General features: G+C 75.0%; 18 protein-coding genes. 6 read left to right on the forward strand and 12 right to left on the reverse strand.

Annotated elements, in window-relative coordinates; translation table 11 throughout:
* The first annotated feature begins 5 nt into the window (after positions 1 to 5).
* Positions 6 to 929, forward strand: coding sequence for an aminoglycoside phosphotransferase family protein (locus ACIA8Q_RS30445; RefSeq protein WP_360214447.1), 924 nt, complete (start codon positions 6 to 8; stop codon positions 927 to 929).
* Positions 930 to 989: 60 nt separating this feature from the next.
* On the opposite strand, the gene ACIA8Q_RS30450 is transcribed toward ACIA8Q_RS30445, so the two are convergent.
* The 5 genes from ACIA8Q_RS30450 to dxr form a co-directional block, all read right to left on the reverse strand.
* The gene (locus ACIA8Q_RS30450) at positions 990 to 1,550 is read right to left on the reverse strand and encodes a GNAT family N-acetyltransferase (RefSeq protein ID WP_396318013.1); all 561 of its coding nucleotides are present in this window, start codon (positions 1,548 to 1,550) and stop codon (positions 990 to 992) included.
* Positions 1,551 to 1,645: 95 nt separating this feature from the next.
* Positions 1,646 to 2,521, reverse strand: a complete 876-nt coding sequence (locus ACIA8Q_RS30455) for a GNAT family N-acetyltransferase (protein ID WP_360214491.1) — start codon at positions 2,519 to 2,521, stop codon at positions 1,646 to 1,648.
* Between the two features lie 159 nt (positions 2,522 to 2,680).
* Positions 2,681 to 3,841, reverse strand: coding sequence for a flavodoxin-dependent (E)-4-hydroxy-3-methylbut-2-enyl-diphosphate synthase (ispG, locus tag ACIA8Q_RS30460; RefSeq protein WP_396318014.1), 1,161 nt, complete (start codon positions 3,839 to 3,841; stop codon positions 2,681 to 2,683).
* A 143-nt stretch (positions 3,842 to 3,984) separates the two neighbouring features.
* Entirely contained in the window at positions 3,985 to 5,289 is a 1,305-nt protein-coding gene (locus ACIA8Q_RS30465; protein WP_360214453.1) for a site-2 protease family protein, read from the reverse strand.
* A 118-nt stretch (positions 5,290 to 5,407) separates the two neighbouring features.
* Positions 5,408 to 6,637 (reverse strand): 1-deoxy-D-xylulose-5-phosphate reductoisomerase, encoded by a 1,230-nt coding sequence (dxr, locus tag ACIA8Q_RS30470; RefSeq protein ID WP_360214455.1) that lies wholly within the window; start codon positions 6,635 to 6,637, stop codon positions 5,408 to 5,410.
* Positions 6,638 to 6,876: 239 nt separating this feature from the next.
* On the opposite strand from dxr, the gene ACIA8Q_RS30475 reads away from it, so the two are divergent.
* The gene (locus tag ACIA8Q_RS30475; RefSeq protein WP_360214457.1) at positions 6,877 to 7,545 is read left to right on the forward strand and encodes an NAD(P)H-binding protein; all 669 of its coding nucleotides are present in this window, start codon (positions 6,877 to 6,879) and stop codon (positions 7,543 to 7,545) included.
* A gap of 143 nt (positions 7,546 to 7,688) precedes the next feature.
* Here ACIA8Q_RS30475 and ACIA8Q_RS30480 read toward each other — a convergent pair whose 3' ends face one another.
* From ACIA8Q_RS30480 to ACIA8Q_RS30490, 3 genes are all read right to left on the reverse strand, one after another.
* Positions 7,689 to 9,131 (reverse strand): aldehyde dehydrogenase family protein, encoded by a 1,443-nt coding sequence (locus ACIA8Q_RS30480; protein WP_360214459.1) that lies wholly within the window; start codon positions 9,129 to 9,131, stop codon positions 7,689 to 7,691.
* A 236-nt stretch (positions 9,132 to 9,367) separates the two neighbouring features.
* Positions 9,368 to 10,933 carry a PucR family transcriptional regulator gene (locus ACIA8Q_RS30485; RefSeq protein ID WP_396318015.1) on the reverse strand — a complete coding sequence of 522 codons (1,566 nt, stop codon included), beginning with the start codon at positions 10,931 to 10,933 and terminating at the stop codon, positions 9,368 to 9,370.
* 153 nt (positions 10,934 to 11,086) lie between these two features.
* Positions 11,087 to 13,108: an ATP-binding protein gene (locus tag ACIA8Q_RS30490; protein WP_396318016.1), complete on the reverse strand. Its 2,022-nt coding sequence runs from the start codon at positions 13,106 to 13,108 to the stop codon at positions 11,087 to 11,089.
* A gap of 300 nt (positions 13,109 to 13,408) precedes the next feature.
* Between ACIA8Q_RS30490 and gabT the strand changes: the two genes are divergently transcribed.
* Together gabT and ACIA8Q_RS30500 are read left to right on the forward strand one after the other, a co-directional pair.
* Positions 13,409 to 14,749: a 4-aminobutyrate--2-oxoglutarate transaminase gene (gabT, locus tag ACIA8Q_RS30495; RefSeq protein WP_360214465.1), complete on the forward strand. Its 1,341-nt coding sequence runs from the start codon at positions 13,409 to 13,411 to the stop codon at positions 14,747 to 14,749.
* A 554-nt stretch (positions 14,750 to 15,303) separates the two neighbouring features.
* A complete protein-coding gene (locus ACIA8Q_RS30500) occupies positions 15,304 to 15,978 on the forward strand; it encodes a phosphatase PAP2 family protein (RefSeq protein WP_396318017.1) in 675 nt (224 codons plus the stop codon).
* Here ACIA8Q_RS30500 and ACIA8Q_RS30505 read toward each other — a convergent pair.
* Complete coding sequence (locus tag ACIA8Q_RS30505) at positions 15,948 to 16,283, reverse strand: DUF2218 domain-containing protein (RefSeq protein WP_360214469.1); 336 nt, start codon at positions 16,281 to 16,283, stop codon at positions 15,948 to 15,950. The two genes, ACIA8Q_RS30500 and ACIA8Q_RS30505, sit on opposite strands and share 31 nt — an antisense overlap.
* 166 nt (positions 16,284 to 16,449) lie before the next feature.
* Here ACIA8Q_RS30505 and ACIA8Q_RS30510 point away from each other — a divergent pair, with 166 nt between their 5' ends.
* Positions 16,450 to 17,055, forward strand: coding sequence for a MarR family winged helix-turn-helix transcriptional regulator (locus ACIA8Q_RS30510; protein WP_396318018.1), 606 nt, complete (start codon positions 16,450 to 16,452; stop codon positions 17,053 to 17,055).
* Here the strand turns inward: ACIA8Q_RS30510 and ACIA8Q_RS30515 are convergent.
* A complete protein-coding gene (locus ACIA8Q_RS30515) occupies positions 16,946 to 17,935 on the reverse strand; it encodes an EamA family transporter (protein ID WP_387907397.1) in 990 nt (329 codons plus the stop codon). The two genes, ACIA8Q_RS30510 and ACIA8Q_RS30515, sit on opposite strands and share 110 nt — an antisense overlap.
* 73 nt (positions 17,936 to 18,008) lie before the next feature.
* Between ACIA8Q_RS30515 and ACIA8Q_RS30520 the strand changes: the two genes are divergently transcribed.
* Positions 18,009 to 18,929 carry a LysR family transcriptional regulator gene (locus tag ACIA8Q_RS30520; protein ID WP_396318019.1) on the forward strand — a complete coding sequence of 307 codons (921 nt, stop codon included), beginning with the start codon at positions 18,009 to 18,011 and terminating at the stop codon, positions 18,927 to 18,929.
* A gap of 106 nt (positions 18,930 to 19,035) precedes the next feature.
* On the opposite strand, the gene ACIA8Q_RS30525 is transcribed toward ACIA8Q_RS30520, so the two are convergent.
* Positions 19,036 to 19,764, reverse strand: coding sequence for a ZIP family metal transporter (locus ACIA8Q_RS30525; RefSeq protein ID WP_360214495.1), 729 nt, complete (start codon positions 19,762 to 19,764; stop codon positions 19,036 to 19,038).
* 310 nt (positions 19,765 to 20,074) lie between these two features.
* Complete coding sequence (locus ACIA8Q_RS30530) at positions 20,075 to 21,721, reverse strand: restriction endonuclease (protein ID WP_360214475.1); 1,647 nt, start codon at positions 21,719 to 21,721, stop codon at positions 20,075 to 20,077.
* Positions 21,722 to 21,785: the final 64 nt, after the last annotated feature.

Here is a 21,785-nt window from a genome sequence, read left to right on the forward strand (position 1 = left end):
CCGGCATGTCGGGAGCAGCAGCACAGATCACCGTCCCCACCTGGCTGGCCCGCGGCGTCACCGCGGGCGAGGGCGACCGGGGCCGGCAGTGGCTGGCGGGCCTCCCCACCGCGGTGGCCGCCCACCTCGCCCGCTGGGACCTCACCCTGGAACGGGTGCTCGACCCGGGCGGCAGCCTGAGCCTGGTCGCCTACGTCCACCGCGACGACCTCTCCCCCGCCGTCCTCAAGGCCGGCCTGCGCACCCACGAGACCGCCCACGAACACGCCGCCCTGTCCCACTGGGCCGGCCGCGGCGCGGTGCTGCTGCTGGACGCGGACCCGGCCGAGGGCGTCCTGCTCCTGGAACGGCTGCACGGCGACATCCCGCTGCGCTCGCTGGCGGAGGCGAAGGCCATGCTGGAGGCGACCAGCCTGCTGCACCGACTCTGGACCCCCCTGCCCGAGGGGCACCCCTTCGCCACCCTCGCCGAGCGGGCCGCCGACACCGCGCAGCGGCTGGAGCGGCACCGCACGCTGCCCGGCGCGGCCGAGGCGCAGCCCCTCGTCACGGAGGCCCTGGAGACGGCCCGCGCGCTCACCGGGTCCGCGGCCGAGACCTTCCTCCTGCACGGGGACTTCCACCACGGCAACGTGCTCGCCGCCGACCGGGCGCCCTGGCTGGCGATCGACCCGCGCCCGCTGGCCGGGGAACGCGCCTACGACCTGGCCCGGCTCGCCCTGGAACGCGCGGACACCCTGATCGGCTCCCCCGGCGCGCCCGCGGCCGTCCGCCGCCGGCTGCACCAGCTCGCCGACGCCCTGGACGTCGACCGGGAGCGGCTGCGCGGGTGGACCCTGTTCCGCTCCGTCGACCTCGGCCTGCGCGCCCTGGCCGCCGGCCGCCACGAGGACGCCGAACTGCACCTGGAGTTCGCCGGGCAGCTCTGAAGCCGCGCCGCCGGCACCGGGACCCGCCGGCCCCGGAATCCGCCCGTCGCCGGGCGGCGGTCAGGACCGGCCGGACGGCCCGGGCCCCCGCAGCGGCAGCCGCGCCCCCATCACCGCGTACAGCCGGTCGGTGGCCGGGAACCGCACCGCGCGGGCCAGGTCCTGGTACCCCAGCGCGCGGTAGAGCCGCCGGGCCGGGGTCTCCGCGTCGATCGCGGAGAGGATGCTGCGGTCCAGGCCGGAACGGTCGCAGAGGGCCCGGATCAGCCGCGAGCCCACGCCCTGCCCCTGGAAGTCGGGGAGCACGTGCAGCTCGGTGACGGCGAACACGCCGTCCAGCCAGTCCCCGTGGCCGCGCGCGGTCAGGTACGGCTCGATCACCGTGCTCCACCAGTGCTCGCGCTGGTTGGGCATGCCGTAGCCGAACCCGACCAGCCGGCCGCCGCTCATCGCCCCGAAGGCGACCACCCCGGGCTGGCGGGCGTGCCGGCCCACGATGTGCAGCCGTACCGCGACCTCCTCGGGGGTGAGCCCGAAGGCCACGGCCTGGACCTCCAGCGCCGTCGGCGCCCAGGCCGCAAGGTCGATGGCCTCGATCGTCACCCCGGTCAGCTGATCCATGCTCCGGACGTTACTACCCGCGCGGCCGTGGCGCGGGCGAAGATCGGAACCGGACCGCGCGGGACCGGACCGGACCGCCGGCCCCGCGGAAGGGCTCAGAACAGCACGCTCATGAACGCCCCGACCTCGCGGAACCCCACCCGCCGGTAGGCGGCCCGGGCGCGCAGGTTGAAGTCGTTGACGTACAGCGAGACCACCGGCGCGACCTCGCGCAACGCGATGCCGAGGACGGCGGCCATGCCGGTCTCGGAGAGCCCCTGGCCGCGGTGCTCGGGCGCCACCCAGACACCCTGGATCTGGCAGGCGCCCTCGGTGACGGCGCCGATCTCGGCCTTGAAGACGACCCGGCCGTCCTCCCCGAACCGCGCGAACGACCGCCCGGTGGAGACCAGTTCGGCGACCCTGGCCTGGTAGAGCAGGCCCCCGTCGCCGGCCAGCGGGGAGACCCCGACCTCCTCCGTGAACATCGCGACGCAGGCCGGCATCAGCGCCTCGACCTCGTTGCGCCGCACCCGCCGCACCAGCGGGTCCGGGGCGATCTCGGCCGAGGGCGCGGTGGTGGCCAGCAGCGGCTGGTGGGCGCGGACGTCCCGGGCCGGGCCCCAGCTGCGCTCCAGCAGCGCCCAGAAGGCCGCGGTGGACTCCGCCGGCCCGACGATCGAGGAACAGCGCCGGCCCTGTCGGCGGGCCCGCTCGGCGAAGGAGGCCACGGCCTCGGGCCCGGCGTTGACCAGGACGAGGTTGGCCCCGGCGTAGCAGAGCGCGGCCAGCGCGCCGTCCCCGTCGTACCAGCCCCACATCTCACCGCCGAGCCGCCAGGGGTCGAGACCCACCGCCTCGACCCGGGTGGCGACGAACGCGTTGGCGACCGGGTCGCGGTGGAGGATCTCCAGGGCGTCCGCCAGGTCCGGGGGCTCCAGCACGCGGGTGGTGGCCAGGGCGCGCGCGGCCTGGAACGAGCTGGGGAGCATCACACCTCGATCGAGCATCGAGACAGCACCTCACTGAGACGACTCTGGCCGCACCCTACTCCGTGGCCCCACCCGGCTACGGCCGCGGGGCCGTCCGCGCACGGACGGCCCCGCTTCCGGAAGAACAGCGCGCGGCGGACCCGCGCGGACCCCACCTGCTCAGTCGGCGGCGACGACGGTCGGCGCACCGGCCTCGACGCCGTCCTCCTGCATCTGCTCGGCGAGCTTGAGGGCCTCCTCGATCAGGGTCTCGACGATCTTCGACTCGGGGACGGTCTTGATGACCTCGCCCTTGACGAAGATCTGGCCCTTGCCGTTGCCGGAGGCGACACCGAGGTCGGCCTCGCGGGCCTCGCCGGGGCCGTTGACGACGCAGCCCATGACGGCGACGCGCAGCGGCACCTCCATGCCCTCCAGGCCGGCGGTGACCTCCTCGGCGAGCTTGTAGACGTCGACCTGGGCGCGGCCGCAGGACGGGCAGGAGACGATCTCCAGGCCGCGCTGGCGCAGGTTCAGCGACTCCAGGATCTGGATGCCGACCTTGATCTCCTCGGCCGGCGGCGCGGAGAGCGAGACCCGGATGGTGTCGCCGATGCCCTCGGCGAGCAGCGCGCCGAAGGCGACGGCGGACTTGATGGTGCCCTGGAAGGCGGGGCCGGCCTCGGTGACGCCCAGGTGCAGCGGGTAGTCGCAGGCGGCGGCGAGCTGGCGGTAGGCCTGGATCATCACGACCGGGTCGTTGTGCTTGACCGAGATCTTGATGTCGCGGAAGTCGTGCTCCTCGAACAGCGAGCACTCCCAGAGCGCCGACTCGACCAGCGCCTCGGGGGTGGCCTTGCCGTACTTCTCCAGCAGGCGCTTGTCGAGCGAGCCGGCGTTGACGCCGATCCGGATCGGGACGCCGGCGTCCTTGGCCGCCTTGGCGATCTCGCCGACCTTGTCGTCGAAGGCCTTGATGTTGCCGGGGTTGACGCGGACCGCGGCGCAGCCGGCGTCGATCGCGGCGAACACGTACTTCGGCTGGAAGTGGATGTCCGCGATCACCGGGATCTGGGACTTCCTGGCGATGATCGGCAGCGCGTCGGCGTCGTCCTGGGAGGGGACGGCCACCCGGACGATCTGGCAGCCGGACGCGGTGAGCTGGGCGATCTGCTGCAGCGTGGCGTTGATGTCCGAGGTGACGGTGGTGGTCATCGACTGCACCGAGACCGGGGCGTCGCCGCCGACCGGGACGTTGCCGACCATGATCTGCCGGGATACGCGGCGCTTGGCCAGCGGCTTGAGCGGCAGGGACGGAATACCGAGCGAGATCGCGGTCATGTGCGCAGGGTTCCCCGGGGTTGAGGTGTGGTCGTCCGCCCCGCCGTCGGGACGGCGGAGGCCGGGCGCGCCTCGATCGCGCACCCGGCCTCCACGGTACGGCACGGCGCAGGGGCCCAGCACACCCGCCGTACCCGAACGCCCTAGCCGATCTTCACCGGGTTCACCAGGTCGGCGACCATCACGAGCAGGGTGAAGCCGATGAAGATGCTGGCCACGACGTAGGCGACCGGCATCAGCTTGGCGACGTCGAACGGTCCCGGATCGGGCCGGCGGAACATCCGTGCGAGCCGTCGGCGGACCGCCTCCCAGGCCGCACCGGCGATGTGACCGCCGTCCAGCGGCAGCAGCGGCAGCATGTTGAACAGGAACAGCGACAGGTTGATGCCCGCCAGCAGGTTGACGAACATCGCCACCCGCTGTTCGGCGGGGAGGTCCAGGTTGGCCAGCTCGCCGCTGACCCGGGCCGCGCCGACCATGCCGATCGGGGAGTCCGGATCGCGCGGGGCGTCACCGACGACCGCGTTCCACAGACCGGGGATCTTCCCGGGCAGGGCGGCCAGCGACTTCACGCCGCCCTCGGCCATGTCGTACATCCGGTCGACGGACTGCCCGAAGCCCAGCCGCACGACCCCCTGGCCGGGGGTGAACCCGAGGAAGCCCGCCTGGACGGTCTGGCCCTTGAGGGGGAGGCCCCGGTCGTCGTACTTCTGCACGTCGTTGACGGCGATGACGGGCGACAGGGTGAGCTGCTGCCCGTCCCGCTGGACGACGATGTCCACCTTCTGCCCGGCCGACCTGCGGATGTCCGCCTGGAGCTGGTCGTAGTCGTGGATCCGGTCGCCGCCGAAGGAGAGGACCTTGTCCCCCTGCCGCAGGCCGACCTCGTTGGCCGGGGTCTTGGGCGCGTCGGCGGGGCACACGTCGGTGGGCTGGCCGGCCTTGACGACGCACTGCGCGACCGAACCGATGGTCGGGATCGCGGTCTTGACGCCGAAGCCCATCATGACCGTCAGGAACAGGCCGAAGGCCAGCACCAGGTTCATGAACGGCCCGGCGAACATGACGATGATCCGCTTCCACGGCTTGCGGGTGTAGAACAGCCGCTGCTCGTCGCCCTCCTGGAGCTCCTCGTAGGAGGCCTCCCGGGCGTCCTCGATCATCGTGCGCCAGGGCGAGCTGCTGCGCTTGGTGATCCGGCCGTCCTCGCCGGGCGGGAACATCCCGATCATCCGGATGTAGCCGCCCAGCGGGATCGCCTTGAAGCCGTACTCGGTCTCGCCCTTCCTCCGCGACCAGACCGTCGGACCGAAGCCGACCATGTACTGCGGCACCCGGATGCCGAACAGCTTGGCCGTGGACAGGTGGCCCAGCTCGTGCCAGGCGATCGAGATCAGCAACCCGACCACGAAGACCAGGATGCCGACCACCCACATCACCGTTGCCACCGCTGCTCCTCCGTCATGCCGCTCCGCTCTTCGTCTTGTCTTACCGCAGTCGCGCCCGTGCCGGTACCGGCACGGGCCCACCCGGGCGGGCGCGACCCGGACCGCCGGACCGCCGCCGTCAGCCCGCCGCGAGCTCGCGGGCCCGGGCGCGGGCCCAGTCCTCCGCGTGCAGGACGTCCTCGACCGTCAGGGAAGTTCCCGACCCGGGCGTCCCGTGCTCCGCGACGACCTTGGCAACAGTGTCCACGATCCCCGTGAAGGCCAGGCGGCCCTTCAGGAAGGCCTCCACGCACTCCTCGTTGGCCGCGTTGAACACCGCGGGTGCCGTCCCGCCCAGCGTGCCGACCTCGCGGGCCAGCTCCACCGCCGGGAAGGCCTCGTCGTCCAGCGGGAAGAACTCCCAGGTCGCGGCCTTGGTCCAGTCGCAGCCGGGGGCCGCGTCCGGCACCCGGTCCGGCCAGCCCATGCCCAGCGCGATCGGCATCCGCATGTCCGGCGGGCTGGCCTGCGCCAGCGTCGAACCGTCGGTGAACTCCACCATCGAGTGCACCACCGACTGCGGATGGACCACGACCTCGATCCGGTCGAAGGGCACGTCGTACAGCAGGTGCGCCTCGATCACCTCCAGGCCCTTGTTGACCAGGGTGGCCGAGTTGATCGTCACCACCGGGCCCATCGCCCAGGTCGGGTGCGCCAGCGCCTCCTGCGGGGTCACCCCGGCCAGCTGCTCGCGGCTGCGGGTGCGGAACGGGCCGCCGCTGGCCGTCACCACCAGCTTGCGGACCTCGGCGCGGGTGCCGCCGGCCAGCGCCTGGAACAGCGCGGCGTGCTCGGAGTCCACCGGGACGATCTGCCCCGGCCTCGCCACCGCCTTCACCAGCGGGCCGCCCACGATCAGCGACTCCTTGTTGGCCAGCACCAGCACCCGGCCCGCCGCCAGCGCGGCCAGCGTCGGGCGCAGACCGATCGAGCCGGTGATGCCGTTCAGCACCGAGTGGCACTCCACGGCGGCCAGCTCGGTCGCCGCGTCCGGGCCCGCCAGCACGGTCGGCAGCGGCGCACCCGCCGCCTTCGCGGTCAGCGCCGCGCGCAGCGCCGGCTCCGCGGCCGGGTCCGCGACCGCCACCGTGTGCACGCCCAGCCGCAGCGCCTGCTCGGCCAGCAGCTCCACCCGGCCGCCGGCCGCCGACAGGGCGACCACCCGGAAGCGGTCCGGGTTGCGGAGCACCACGTCGATGGCCTGGGTGCCGATCGACCCGGTGGAACCGAGGATCACCAGCTCCCGGGGGCCGGAGGGGTCCTGCACGGTGGGCGTGAAGCGCAGCTGCGGGTGGGCGAGCGAAGTCATGCGCCCATTGTGTCCTGCCCCGGGCCCTGCCCAGGCCGCGTCCGGCGGATCCGCGCCCCCGGGGCGCTCCCCGACCGGACCGCACTCCCCCGCCCTCCCGCGGGACGGCGCCTCCGCGCGGGCCGCCGGCCGGCCCACGGGCTCCGTTCGAGCAGCGCGCTCGGGACCTTCGTCCGGTACTGAGCGCGGTACCGCGCTCCGCAGGACGGGGACACCCGCCCCGGGCTACCGTCGGAGCCATGCGTACCGTCATCGCCGGGGGACACGGACAGATCGCGCTGAAGCTCGAACGGCTGCTCGCCGCCCGCGGCGACCGGCCCGCCGGGATCATCCGCCGCCCCGAACAGGCCCAGGACCTCACCGCGGCCGGCGCCGAGCCGCTGCTGCTCGACCTGGAGTCCACCACCGCCCCCCGGCTCGCCGAACTGCTCACCGGCGCCGACGCGGTGGTCTTCGCCGCCGGCGCCGGACCGGGCAGCGGGACCGCCCGCAAGAACACCGTCGACCGCGACGCCGCCGTCCTGCTCGCCGACGCCGCCGAACTGGCCGGCGTCCGGCGCTACCTGATGGTCTCCTCGATGGGCGCCGACGCCAACGCCCACCACCCCGCCGACGAGGTCTTCGAGACCTATCTGCGGGCCAAGGGCGCCGCCGACGACGCCGTCCGGGCCCGGACCACCCTGGACTGGACGGTGCTGCGGCCCGGCCGGCTCACCGACGGCCCCGGCACCGGCCTGGTCCGGCTGGCCCCCTCCGTCGCCCGCGGTGCCGTCGACCGGGCCGACGTGGCCGCCGTCCTCGCGGCGCTGCTGCACGAACCGGGCACGGCCGGACGGACGCTGGAACTGGTCGCCGGGAACGCCACCGTCGAGGAGGCCGTCGCCGCCGCCGGCGGACACGACGGCTGAGGCCCCTCCCGGGGCCCGGAGGCCTGCACGGGCGCCGGGGCCGGAGGCCTGCACGGGCGCCGGGGCCCGCGGCGACCCGGGCGCGGACACGCGAAGGGCCCGGTCGGTCGACCGGGCCCTTCGTCCACGGGGAATCCGTCCGGTCAGAGGTCGAGGCCGGTGAGGACCAGGACCTTCTCCACCGTGTAGTCGTCCATCGCGTAGCGGACGCCCTCGCGACCGACACCGGAGTCCTTGACGCCGCCGTACGGCATCTGGTCGGCGCGGTAGGACGGCGCGTCGCCGATGATCACACCGCCGACCTCCAGCTCCCGGTGGGCGCGGAAGGCGGTCTGCAGGTCGTGCGTGAACACGCCCGCCTGCAGGCCGAACGGCGAGTCGTTGACGGCCGCGAAGGCCTCCTCGACGCCGTCCACCCGGTGCAGCGACATGACCGGGCCGAACACCTCGGCCTTGGCCAGGATCGCGTCCTCCGGCAGCTCGGCCAGCACGGTCGGCGCGTAGGTGGCACCCTCGCGCGTCCCGCCGGTCAGCACCTTGGCGCCCTTGGCGACGGCGTCGTCCACCCAGGACTCCACCCGCTTCGCGGCGTTCTCGTCGACCAGCGGGCCGACGTCCGTCGCGTCCTCGTTCGGGTCACCGGTGACCTGCGCCCCGACCTTGGCCACGACCTTCTCCACCAGCGCGTCGTACACCGACGCGTCGGCGATCACCCGCTGCACCGAGATGCAGGACTGGCCGCCCTGGTAGTTGGCGAACATCGCGATCCGGGTCGCCGCCCAGTCGAGGTCGGCCTCCGAGGACCAGTCGGCGAGCACCACGGCCGCGGCGTTGCCGCCCAGCTCCAGGGTGGTGTGCTTGCGCGGCACCGAGTCCATGATCTGGTAGCCGACCTTGTCCGAACCGGTGAACGAGATCACCGGCAGGCGCTTGTCCTGCACCAGCGCCGGCATCCGGTCGTTCGGCACCGTCAGGACGCTCCACGAACCGGCCGGGAGGTCCGTCTCGGCCAGGATCTCGCCCAGCACCAGCGCCGACAGCGGGGTCGACGGAGCGGGCTTCAGGATGATCGGGGCACCCACCGCGATCGCCGGCGCGACCTTGTGCGCGACCAGGTTCAGCGGGAAGTTGAACGGGGCGATCCCCAGCACCACACCGCGCGGGAAGCGGCGCACCACCGCGAAACGGCCCACGCCGCCCGGGTCGGTGTCCAGCCGCATCGTCTCGCCGTTGGTCCGGCGGGCCTCCTCGGCCGCCCAGCGGAAGACCGACACCGCGCGGCCGACCTCGCCGCGCGCCCACTTGATCGGCTTGCCGTTCTCGGCGGTGATCAGCCGGGCGATCTCCTCGGTCCGCTCGGCCAGGCGCTTCGCCACGTGGTCCAGCGCGGCCGCACGCTGGTGCGCCGGGGTCGCCGCGAACACCGGCAGCGCGGCGACGGCGGCGTCCAGCGCCTCCTCGACCTGGGCCTCGGTCGGGATGCTCACCTTGCCGACCAGACGGCCGTCCCAGCTGTTGTGCACCTCGAAGTCGGCGTCACCGCTCGCCCGGCGGCCGGCGAGCCAGAAATCGTACGTGGTGGTCACCGTGGTACCGGCCCTCTCCTCGTCGTCGTCGGACCCACGGACGTGGGGCCTGAACCCGAGGGTAGGGGCGGCGACGCGCCGACCGGATTGGACGACTAGGAGCGTTCCGCCCCGAGGCCACTCCATCCCGTCCAGCCGAACGGCCCGGGATCCGCTACCCCGGGCCGACCCGCGGCCACCGGCCCCGCCGCGGCCCTCCCGGCCCGCCGACCGGCCGGCCGCCTGCTCGCTCCCGCCTACTCCTCGCCGGAGCGCAGCGCCAGCCACAACTCCATCCGGACGTCCGTGTCGTCCAGCGAACGGCCGAGCAGCTCCTCCACCCGGCGCATCCGGTAACGCAGCGTGTGCCGGTGCACCCCGAGGTCCGCCGCCGCGGCGTCCCACTGCCCGTGTCTGGACAGCCACGCCCGCAGCGAGGCCACCAGATCGCCGCGCGCCGTCCGGTCGTGCTCGCGCAGCGGCCGCAACAACCCCTCCGCGAACGCCGTCACCGCCTCCTCCCCGAGCAGCGGAAGCAGCGAACCCGCACCGACCTCCTCGTGGTCCACCGACCGGCGGCCACCGCGCAGCGCCACCGCCAGCGCCCGCTCGGCCTGCGCGTGCGCCGTCCCCGCCTCCTCCAGCGAAGCCGGCGCCGACACGCCCAGCGACAGGCCCTCGTGCTCCTCCACCGCGCCCAGACAGGCCCGGTGCACCGAGCCGTTGTCCAGCGCCAGCACCATCAACCGCGACCCGTGCGCGCCGTCCTCCCGCGCCACCAGCAGCTTCTCGCCCACCCGGGCACCCGCCTGCTCGGCACGGTCCCCCAGCTCACCGAGCGCCTCGGCCGCCTCCGCGTTCGGCCCCGCACCGGCCACCAGAACCCGTATCGTCCCCTCCGGCAGACCGCCGAACAGCCCCACCGCCACCTGGCGGGCCGTCGCCACCTCCCCCGCCAGCACCATCCGCAGCAGCGCCGCGCCCATCCGCTCCTCCGCCTGCCGCAGCTCGCGCGACCGCTCCAGCGTCAGGGTCAGCAGCGCCACCGCAGCGTTCAGCACGTACCGCTCGGTCGGGGTGATCCGGTCCTCGGTCCCCACCGCCAGGAACCCGCGCGCCCGCCGGTCCGCCCCCAGCGACTGGACCACCACGTAGTCCTCGTCCGCCGTGTCTATCCCCGGCGCCCGCCCCTGCAACGCCGCACTCGACGGCGCCGGCCGCCGACGCAGCCGGTCCACCTCCGCGGCCAGCCGCCCCGCCCGGCGCGCCGCCCAGTCCGGCGCCACCACCGACAGCGCCCCCGAACCGTCGTACAGCGCCGCCCAACCGCCCAGCCGCGCCGCCAACCGGCGCACCACGGCCGTCGTGCCGTCCTTGCCCAGAGCAGCCCGGGTCAGCTCCTCCTGCGCCTCGAAGGACGTCGTCACCGCCTCGTACTGCTCCGCCGCCAGCGCCGCCGACACCACCTTGCTGATCGCGATGAACGGCGTCGGCTCCGGCACCCGCAGCAACGGCAGCCCCCGCTGCGCCGCCGCGTCCACCAGCGGCTGCGGCACCTCCGTGTGCGACAGCCCCACCCCCAGGCCCAGACCCACCACCCCGGCATCGGCCAACCGGTGCACGTACGCCTGCAACTGCGCCGCCGTACGACCCAGCTTGATCCCGGTGGTGAGCAGCAGCTCGCCACCCTCCAGGAACGGCGTCGGGTCGTCCAGCTCACTGGTGTGCACCCAGCGGACCGGCCGCTCCAGATGGTCCGCACCGGCGAGGACCGTCAGATGGAGCGAACTGTTGCGGACGACGGAGGCGAGTGTGGGGGGCATGGCACCTTCGGGGGATCGACCTGACCGCGCCGTTGCGGCCGGGCGAGGAGAGGGCAATGGGACAAGTGAGAAACTCTCCCCTTCATTATGGACGCTCCGGACAACCCGCACTGCCGAATCCACCTCGAAGGCGAGCTTCCTCCCCCGCGCCCCTCACCCCCGCAGGTCCACCAGCAACGGCGGCACCTGCTCCCCCGACACCGCCGTCAACGACACCACCGCGTGCCCCGCCGGCAACGCGTGCGCCAGATCCGACGGCGACCACCGCAACCGCTCCACGTCCCGCGTCGTCACCGACTCCGTCTGCGCCGCCGTCCCCGACAACGCCTTCCGCCCCACCCGCCCGGCCCGCCGCATCACCCCACCGGAGGTGTCGGGGGTGTGGGTCACCGCGGTCTCCTGCACCAGGTGCGTCCCCCAGGCCTCCGAGAACAGCCGGCCGTCCCACGGCGCGATCCCCGGGAACGCCATCCGGCACCCCACCGCCCCGAACAGCGGCGCCCGCAAGGCCTCCGGCAGATCCACCAGCGTGCGCAGCAGCAGCACGGCCCCCGCGTTCGCCCCCCGCATCCGCTGCAACCCGCGCACGGCCGTCGCGTCCAGCGCCGCCGAGGCGTCGTCCACCACCAGACCCGCGAAGAGCGAACGGTCCTCCCGCGCCCCCGCCGCCTGCACGAACTGCCCCACCACCAACCGCGACAGCATCCGGGCGGCCTCCGGGTGGCTGCGCTCCGGCAGCCGCACCCGCACCCGCAGCGGATGGTCCAGCACCCGCATCGCGAACGGCGGCCGGCCGGTCCCGTCCGTCGCGAAGGCCCCCTCGAAGGCCGGCCGGTCCAGCAGCGCCAGCCGGTCCGCCAGCAACGCGCCCGGATCGTCCGCCCGGCCCCGCTGACGCTCCCGGTGCTCCAGATCGCGCTCGAACACCCCCAGCCGGCCCGCCACCCCCAACGCCTTCACCAGCGCCGCCGACGCGTCCGGCTCGCCGAGCAGCAGGGCCCGCAGCTCCCGGACCCCGGGATAGCGCCGGTACGCGGCGTGGAACGGGCCCACCACCTGCTGCAACGCCGTCCGCGCGTTCTCCGCCCGCGCCGTCAGCTCGTCCGGCAACAGCGCCTCGGCCAGCCTGGCCGCCGCCTCGTCCGGATCCTGCGCCGCGCCGTACAGGTCCAACCCGTACACCGAGGCCGGATCGCCGGGCGCGATCACCACGTCGTACCAGGTGTCCGGGCCCAGATCGGCGTCCGCCGCCCCGACCACCACCACGCACGCCGTACCGGCCAGCGCCTGCAGGCACAACGCCTCCGCCACCGGCCGCGCCAGCCGCGCCGTCTTCCCCGTCCCCGCAGGGCCCACCGCCAGCAGCGAGGTGCCCAGCACCGCCGGGTCCAGGGCGAAACCCGCCGCCCGGTGGGCCAGGGAGTTCTTCGGCACGTCCTGGGTCGTCCCCAACCGGACCTGACCCAGCAGCAGATCGTGCCGCTCGCCCCGGCCCGGCAGCTCACGCGACTCCGAGGGGTGCGCGAACGCCGCCCCACCGCGCGCCACCACCTGCCCGACGAACGCCGGCACGAACGCGGGGTCCGCCTGCGCCGACTCCCACGCCCGCAGGATCCGCACGTAGTCGACGTCCCCGACCGCGTCCCGCTCCAGCCGCCCCGCCGCCTCGGCCGCCCCGCCCTGCCGCAGCCCGTCCCACGGGTCCGACCGGCGCGCCGCCTCAGCCACCGCCCGGCCGCCGTCCTCGGCGGGCTCCTCCTGCGTCACCGTCCGCGACAGCAACGGCGCCACGTACCGGCGCCACACCTCCGTCCAGCGGCCCATCCGGCCGAAGACCTTGATGACGACGCCGATCACCAGCACGTTCAGGGTCAGCACGACCGACGTCGCGACGAACGCCGACCTCGACGGGAGAACGCCGATCGCCGTCGTCCCGGCCTCGGCGAGCTCGACACCGTAGACGTAGACCAGCCACCCCACCACCGCGTTGAGCCCCGCCCGCAGGAGCAGGGGCCAGGCGGCGACCTGGGCGGCCTCGGCCCGTTCGGGGTCGATCGGGCGGTAGCCGAGCCGGAAGACGCCGGGTTCGGCCTCGGGTCGCGGGGTGCCGGCCCAGGTGGGAAGGTCGAAGGCGGGCCGGCCGCCCACCGGGCCGCCGGGGCGTTGGTGGGGCATGGGGGTCGGGGGTCTGGTGGTGGTGCGATCCGTGTGGTGGTGTGCCCCGTCCTGCGCCATGTACGGCCCCGCTCCCTCGCCCGCCCGGCCCGACCGCCGTCGGTGCCGCCATACCCATGCCGCCGTACCGGCGACACGCCCGCGCTCAATGTAGTGGAGCGGGGCCTACGGGTAGTCGTGCCGCCCGGGCTGGCCGCGTCGGACAAGTCGGACGGCCCAGTGCTACCGAGTGGCGCATGCCCGGCCGGTCGGGGCGGCCGTAGCCTGCGAAGCACCGAGCCGAGAAGTCTGGAGAACCCCATGAGCGCCGCAACGCCGCTCCCGCAGGAGCGCCGCCTGGTCACCGCGATCCCCGGTCCGAAGTCGCAGGAGCTGCAGGCCCGCAAGCTGGGTGCGGTGGCGGCCGGCGTCGGCACCACCCTGCCGGTGTACGTGTCCCGTGCCAACGGCGGCGTGCTGGAGGACGTGGACGGCAACTCGCTGATCGACTTCGGGTCCGGCATCGCCGTGACGAACGTCGGCAACAGCGCCGAGGCCGTGGTGGCCAAGGCGAGCGAGCAGCTGGCCGCGTTCACGCACACCTGTTTCATGGTGACCCCGTACGAGGGTTACGTGGCCGTCGCCGAGCAGCTCAACGAGCTGACCCCGGGTGACCACGACAAGCGCACCGCGCTGTTCAACTCGGGTGCCGAGGCGGTCGAGAACGCGGTGAAGATCGCGCGCGCCTACACCAAGCGCACCGCCGTCGTGGTGTTCGACCACGGCTACCACGGCCGCACGAACCTCACCATGGGCCTGACGGCGAAGAACATGCCGTACAAGCAGGGCTTCGGTCCGTTCGCGCCGGAGATCTACCGGGTGCCGGTGGCCTACCCGTATCGCTGGCTGACGGGTGCGGAGAACTGCGCCGCCGAGGCCGCCGCGCAGGCGATCGACATCATCAACAAGCAGATCGGCGCGGAGAACGTCGCGGCGATCATCATCGAGCCGATCCAGGGCGAGGGCGGCTTCATCGAGCCGGCCAAGGGCTTCCTGCCGGCGATCGTGGAGTACGCGAAGGCCAACGGCATCGTGTTCGTCGCGGACGAGATCCAGACCGGCTTCTGCCGCACCGGCCAGTGGTTCGCCTGTGACGACGAGGGTGTCGTCCCGGACCTGATCACCACCGCGAAGGGCATCGCCGGCGGTCTGCCGCTGGCCGCGGTGACCGGTCGCGCCGAGATCATGGACGCCGCGCACGCGGGCGGCCTGGGCGGCACCTACGGTGGCAACCCGGTGGCCTGCGCGGCCGCGCTGGGCGCCATCGAGACGATGAAGGAGCAGGACCTCAACGGCAAGGCGCAGCGGATCGGGGAGATCATGCTGGGCCGCCTGCGGGCGATGCAGGAGAAGTTCGAGATCATCGGCGAGGTCCGCGGCCGCGGCGCGATGATCGCCGTCGAGCTGGTGAAGGCGGGCGGCAAGGAGCCGAACGCGGAGGCCGCCGGGGCGATCGCGAAGGCCTGCCACGCCGAGGGCCTGGTGGTGCTGACCGCCGGCACCTACGGCAACGTGCTGCGCTTCCTGCCGCCGCTGGTCATGCCGGAGCACCTCCTGAACGAGGGCCTGGACATCCTGGAGGGCGCTTTCACCGCCGCCTGAGCGGTGTCGCCCGTCAGGTCGTGAACCCCGCCGGAGGGATGTCCGGACAGCGCTGAACGGCCCGTGCGGACCTCTGGTCCGCACGGGCCGTTCGGTTGCCCGCGGGTGGGACAGCCGGGTTCTCCACGGGCGGGACGGCCCGGTTCGCCCGGGGCGGGGGCGGCCGGTGGTCCGCAGGTGGGAGCGGCTGGGTGCACGTTCTCGGGACGACCTGGAAGGTTGCCCGGGGCAGGGTGAAGATGATGTGCGGAATCGCTGAAGGCGCTCGGCGCGGAAGGGCTGTTGACGTAGTGTCATCGCAGATGGACAGCGAGCCTCCGCCACTGGCGGAGCCGTCCGCGGAGCCGCCCGGGGCGGTGGGTCCGCGCGTGCGGCGTGAGGACAACCAGGCCTCCCCGGGAGGGGCGGCACATACCGAAGGCCGATCGACCGACCGTCCGACCCACACCCCCCGGGGCGCACGGAACGGCGATCCTCGAGGCCGCCCCGGAGCTCTCCCCCCTGCTCCGGGGCGGCTGTTCGGCGTCCTGGGCCGGGCGGCCCGGTCGACGGTCGTGCCCGCGGCGGCCGCGGTCGTACTGCTGACGGTGTCGTGGCAGGTGGCGGTGGACGGCCCGCTGCTCGGGCTGGACCGCTGGGTGCGGGGGGCCGTGCGGTCCGCCCACCGGGAACTGCCGGGCCGGCCGCTCGACGGCGCGGGCCACGTCCTCTCGGATCTGGGCAGCGGGGTGCCCGCGGTCCCGGTGCTGCTGGCGGCCGGTGTGCTGGCCGCGTGGCGCTGGCGCCGGGCGGTCGGCGGCCCGGGGCGGGGCGGTTGGTGGCTGCCGCTGCCGGTGGCGGCGGCGACGGCCGTGCTGATCCCGTCGCTGGTGGTGCCGGCGAAGGCGGCGTTCGCCCGGCCGGGCCCGCTGGGCGATCCGCTGACGCCCGAGCAGTGGGGCTGGTACCCGTCCGGGCACACCGCCACGGCCGCCTTCTCGTACGGGGTGGCGGCGCTGTTGCTGGCCCGGGCGGCGGGGCCGCGGGCGGCGCGGCTGGTGACGGCCGGGGCGGCGTTGCTGGCCGTGGGGGTCGGCGCGGGCCTGGTGTGGAGCGACTTCCACTGGCTGCTGGACGTGGTGGCCAGCTGGTGCCTGGCCGTTCCGGCGCTGTGGGCGCTGGACCGGTGGCTGCCGCGGCCGGGCGGCGGGGGCCGGTCTCAGGCCTCGTCGGGCTCCTCGTTGCGGTGAACGAGGCCGGGCTCGCCGTTGTCACGGTGCCATTCGACGACGAGTTCGTCGCGGGCGCCGAAGCGGACGAGGTGGCGGCCGACGACGTCCTCCAGGCCGGGCAGGTTCTCCCGCTCGCCCTCGACGGTGAGCAGCAGCGCGTCGGGGCCGGCCTCCAGGGTGGCGGTGCCGGCGCCGAAGACGAGGGTGCCGCGGCCGGTCTCCTCGGAGAAGGTGGCCTCGATCTTGCGGCCCATGTGGGCGGCGAGCTGCTTGGCGTAGCGGGCGGGGCGGTCGGTGGCGACGCGGGCTTCGGAGCGGGGCACGGGCCCTCCAGAGTGCGGGAGGGAACTTAGGGTCCCCTCAGTAAGGGCTACGCTAACCCAGATACTGAGCTTGACTCAACATTTTTTCCGGGCGGCCGTCCGCCGCCGGTCACCCGCCGCGGACCGGCCGATACGCTTGGGCGGACACCTGCCGAGGAGACCGCCCATGACCACCGCGCCGACCGACGACCCGGCGGGCTCCTCCCCCACCCCGGCCGCGCCGACGCCCGGGGCCGAGGCGGCCGCCCCCGACGACCGGGGCCCCGCGACCGGCCGGACCACCGCCCCCGACACCGCCGCCGAGCTGGCGGACACCATGACCCGGGCGATCAAGCGGATCCGCCGGCGCACCAGCGAGCGGCTGGAGCCGTACGGCATCACCCCCGGCCAGGGCCGGGCGCTGCGCACGCTGGCCCACGCGCCCGGGTGCGAGCTGCCGGACCGCGCGATGCGGCTGAGCGACCTCGCCGAGCGACTGCACATCGCACCCCGCTCGGCGACCACCGTGGTCGACGCGCTGGAGGAGGCCGGGCTGGTCGAGCGCAGCCCCGACCCGGCCGACCGGCGGGCGGTGCGGATCCTGCTGACCGAGGCCGGCCGCGCCGCGGTGGAGCGGATCGGGCAGGTCCGGCACGAGGTGGCGCAGGAGTACTTCGGCCCGGTCAGCCCCGCCGACCAGGAGGTGCTGCTGCGGGTGCTGCGCTCCGCCGAGGCCCACTACGCCGCCGGCGCGCCGCCGCGGCGGCCGGCGCCCCCGGGCGCAGCGCGGTGATCGCGATCCCGGTGATCACCAGCAGTGCGGCGCCCACCGCCGTCGGGCTGACCCGCTCGCCGAGCAGCAGCCAGGCCGAGGACATCCCGAACACCGGCACCAGCAGCGAGTAGGGCGCGACGGCGGTGGCGTCGTAGGTGCGCAGCAGGAAGCTCCAGGCCACGAAGCCGAAGAGGGTGGAGACCAGCCCGACGTAGGCGATCGCGCCGAGCCCGGCGGCGGTGATCCCGCGCAGGGCGCGCAGGTCCGCGTCCGGGCCCTCGACCAGCAGGGAGAGGACGAGCAGCGGCAGCGGCGGGACGGCGCTGACCCAGACCATCCAGCGCAGCGCGTCCGGCGGCGCGGCCCGGCGGGTCAGCACGTTGGACAGGCCCCAGGCGCCGGCGGCCAGCACGACCAGGACGAAGGCCCCGATCGGGCCGCCCGTTCCGTGGTCGAGGGCGCTCAGGCCGATCCCCGCGAAGGCGATCGCCAGGCCGGTCAGCCGCCGGCCGCCCGGCCGCTCGCCCAGCAGCGCGGCGGCGAACAGGGCGGTGAACCCGGCCTGTCCCTGGAGCACCAGGGAGGAGAGGCCGGCCGGCATCCCGGCGTGCATGCCGAGGAAGAGCAGCCCGAACTTGACCACTCCGAGGACGAGGCCGACGGCCAGCACCCAGCGCCGGGCGACCCTGGGCGGGCCGACCAGGAGGACCGCCGGCACGGCGACGACGGCGAACCGCAGGGCGCAGAAGAGCAGCGGCGGGAAGTTCTCCAGGCCGATGTGGATGAGGACGAAGTTGAGCCCCCACACGGCGGCCACCAGGACGGCCAGGGCGATGTGCCGGGGGCTCATGCTCCGCCCGTTCGGGCTGCCGCCCTGGGCGGCGGGTGTCGCGGTCATGGGTCGAGCTTGGCGGCGGCCCGTCGTGTAGCACCAGCGATGAGTTCTGAAGGAAACGCTTTAGCATCGCTGCATGATGGATCTGGGGCGCCTGCGGGCGCTGCACGCGGTGGCGGTGCACGGCTCGGTCGGCGGGGCGGCGGCCGCGCTCGGCTTCACGCCCTCGGCGGTCTCGCAGCAGATCGCCAAGCTGGAGCGGGAGACCCGGACGGTGCTGCTGGAACGGCAGGGCCGGGGCGTGGTGCTGACCGACGCGGCGCAGGAGCTGGCCGCCACCGCGCGGACGGTGCTGGGGCTGGTGGAACGGGCCGAGGTACGGCTGGAGGAGCAGCGCGGCCGGGCGGTCGGCCAGCTGCTGGTGGCCGCGTTCGCCACCGGTGCCCGCGGTCTCATGCCCGGGGTGCTGGCGGACCTGCGGCGGAGCTGCCCGGAGCTGGACGTGCGGCTGCTCGAGTGCGACCCGTACCCGGCGGCCGAGCTGGTGGCGCGCGGCGAGGTGGACCTGGCGCTGGTGCAGGACTGGCCGACCGTCCCGCTGCCGGTGCAGGAGGGCCTGTCCCGGCTGGACCTCGGGACGGACCCGGTGGACCTGCTGCTGCCCGCCGACGACGAGCTGGCCGGCCTCGACGAGGTGCCGGTGCGGCGGCTGCCCGGGCGGCGCTGGATCAGCGTGCCGCCGGGCAACATCTGCCACGACTGGCTGGTGCGCACCCTGCGCGAGGTCGGGGAGGAGCCGGACGTGCGCCACCGGGCCGGCGAGTTCGAGACGCAGATCGCGCTGGTCGCGGCCGGTCTGGGGACGGCCCTGGTGCCGCGGCTGGGGCGGGGCGCTCTGCCGCCCGGGGTGGTGGCCCGCCCGGTGGTGCCGGGGCCGGCCCGCCGGGTGTACGCGCTGTGGCGGGCCCAGGCCTCCCGGCGGCCGGCGATCACGGCGGCGCTCGCGGCCATGCGGGAGCGCTCGTCGGTGCTGGACCCCCCGGCGGACGCGGGCTGACCGCGTCCGGGCCGCACAGGGCCGGGGCCGTTCCCGGAGCCGGGGCCGGAGCCGTTCCCGGGGCCGTTCCCGGAGCCGGGCTCGGCCGGCGGCCCGGTCGGCGGGCCTACTTGGCGAGCCCGATCACCAGCCACATGAACCCCACCCCGGCGACGGTGCACAGCAGGGTGCTGCGCGAGGGGTGCGGGCTGTGGGCCTCCGGGAGGATGTCGGAGGTGGCCAGGTAGAGCAGGAAGCCGGAGAAGAAGCCGAGGTAGAGGCCGAGCAGGTGCTCCGGGATGGTGAAGGCGAGGGTGATCGCGGCGCCGGTCACCGGGGCCAGGGCGTCGGCGGCGAGCAGGGTCAGCGCCCGCCGCCGGTTGTTCCCGTAGAGCCGGGTGATCGTGTAGGTGTTGAAGCCGTCGGCGAAGTCGTGCGCGACGACGGCGATGGCGACGACCGTGCCGACCGTGGTGCCGGCCTGGAACGCGGCGCCGATCGCGAAGCCGTCCATCACGCTGTGGCCGACCAGGGCCAGGGCCGCGGTCAGTCCGACGCCCTGGTGCCCGGCGGTGTGGGTGTGCACGTGCTGGTGGCCGTGGGTGTGCTCGGCGTACTCGCCCTCGTGGCCCCGGTGGATCGCGACGGCGCGTTCGACCACGTGGATGGTGAGGAAGCCGGCCGCGAACATCAGCAGCGCCTGCGGCACCCCGTGCACCTCGGCCGGCGCCTGGTGGATCGCCTCGGGCAGCAGGTCGAAGGCGACCACGCCGAGCATGAGGCCGGCGGCGAAGCCGAGCACGAGGTGGCGGCGGTCGCCGGTGCGCTGGGCGACGAAACCGCCGATCAGGGTCATCAGGAACGCCCCGGCGGCGACCAGGACGGCGGTCACCGCACCGCCTCCGGGCGGGTCTGCCCGTGGTGCGGGCGGCGGCGGGTGCCGCCCTGTGGTCTGCCGAGCGCTCTGCCCATTCCTCTCCCCCCGGGGTCCGCCCGTGGCCGGGCCGACCGCCGACCGTACCCGACGGCCGTTCGACGGTGATCGCCCGGGGTGCCGCTGCCCGGGCGGGGCCCGTCCCCCAGCCTCGGTCCGGGGGTGGGCGCGCGCCCGCCGGGCGGTCCGTCGGGGTGAGCCGGCGAGGCGCCGGGAGACGCCGCGGGTGCGGTCAGCGGCCGACGGCCAGCGGCAGGCCGAGGTGGGTGCGGGCAAGCTCACGGACGCCGTCGCCGTCGACCAGGTGGATGTGCCGGTGGCCCTCCTCGGCGGTGAGGTCCAGGGCCTCGTCGGTGAAGCCGCCGGTGGTCAGCCGCAGGCCGCGCTCGGCGGACTCCTCCCGGACGGCGTCGGCGAGGGTGGCGACCTCCGCCGCGGTGACCGGCTCGGTGCCCCGGGAGGCCCAGACCACCCAGCGGCCGGGCAGCGCGCTGCCGGGCGCGCCCTCACCGGTGGCGACCAGTCCGGCCGGGCCGCGCAGCCGCACGCTCCACTCGGCGATCCCGCCGCGGGTGAGCAGGTCCCGGACCAGCTGGGCGAACTCGTTGGCGGACAGGTCGGGCGCGGCCGGCACGGTGGCCCCGGCCTGCGCGGCCGGCTGGACGCCGACCCGCCCGTACGGGTCGGGGGTGACGGCGGCGCCGAGCTGGCGCAGCCGGACCAGGGCCTCGTCCTGTTCGGAGTCGGCGTACACGCCCTCGTCGTCGCGCTCCTCGTACGGGGTGGCCGGCGGCAGCAGCCGGGTGCGGGCCAGCGCGTCGCGGTCGGCGTCCACGCTGACCAGGCAGAACGGCTCGGCCTCCGCGGGCTCGCGCAGCCAGCCGTTGAGGACCACGCCCGCGAGTATCTCGTCGGTGTCGACGGCGTCGGCGGCCTGGAGGGCGCGCAGCGCGAGCCGGGCGACCAGCCGCAGGTAGTCGGTGGCCCGGTCCGCGGGCGGGCGCGGGACGGGCAGGACGTCGCCGTCCGGGGCGAGCCGGTAGCCGGTGAGCGAGGGCACCAGGTCGAGCGGCGGCAGGTCGAGGTCGAGCACAGCGGTGCGGGTGAGCGGGCGGAACACCGCCCGGCAGGGGGCCGGCAGGTCCTGGGTGGCGGTCTCGGCGGCGGCGAGCGCCCGTTCCAGCAGCGACTCCACGGCAGCCGGTTCGGCCAGCCGGTAGGCCCGGCGGCACTCCTCCAGGCTCTCGTTGTACTCGCGGACGGCGCGGGCGCGGGCCTCCTCGGCGGCCTCGTGGACGCGCCGGGGCTCGTCGGCGGCGGGGTTGCCGGCCTCGGCCCGGCGGGTGCGCCACTCGCGCAGGGCGCGCTGGTGGGCCAGCCGGGCCCCGGCCAGTTCGCGCTGGTAGCCGGAGTCGAGCAGCCGGCGGGTCGGAGGGGCGTCCGGGTCGGCGGCGGGCGGTTCCGCGGGGGCGAAGTCCGCCCAGCGGGGTTCGGCGTCACCGCCGGGCTCGGGCCCGTCGGCCGCGTAGGGGCGGGGTTCGTAGTGGCGCAGCTGGCTCTCGAAGTCCATCGCGGAGACGGGCAGCGCGGCGCGGCGGAGCAGGTCCGCCAGCCGGTCGTGCTCCGCCTGGACGGTGACGGTGCGGTGGTGGGTCAGGGCCGCGGCCCGGGCGTGGGCCGCGACGGAGTCGGGATCGGAGGCGCCGTCACCGGAGGGGTCGTCACCGGGCCCGCCGGGCCCGGCCGGACCGGGCGCGGCGCCCGCCCGGTCCGGTTCCTGGTCGGCGTTGAGGTCGCGGAAGACCGAGGCGAGGAAGCCCGGTCGGGGGAACTGGACGGTGGCGGTGCCGTCGGGCTGGCCGTCTGCTGAGTACTGCATCGGTCGTCGTTCCCCCATGCTCGTCCGGCGCTGCCCGGGGCGGCCGGCGGCCCTGAGGCCCCGC

Origin of the sequence: Kitasatospora sp. NPDC051705, assembly GCF_044453265.1 — a bacterium.
In the GTDB taxonomy this organism is placed as follows: Bacteria; Actinomycetota; Actinomycetes; order Streptomycetales; family Streptomycetaceae; genus Kitasatospora.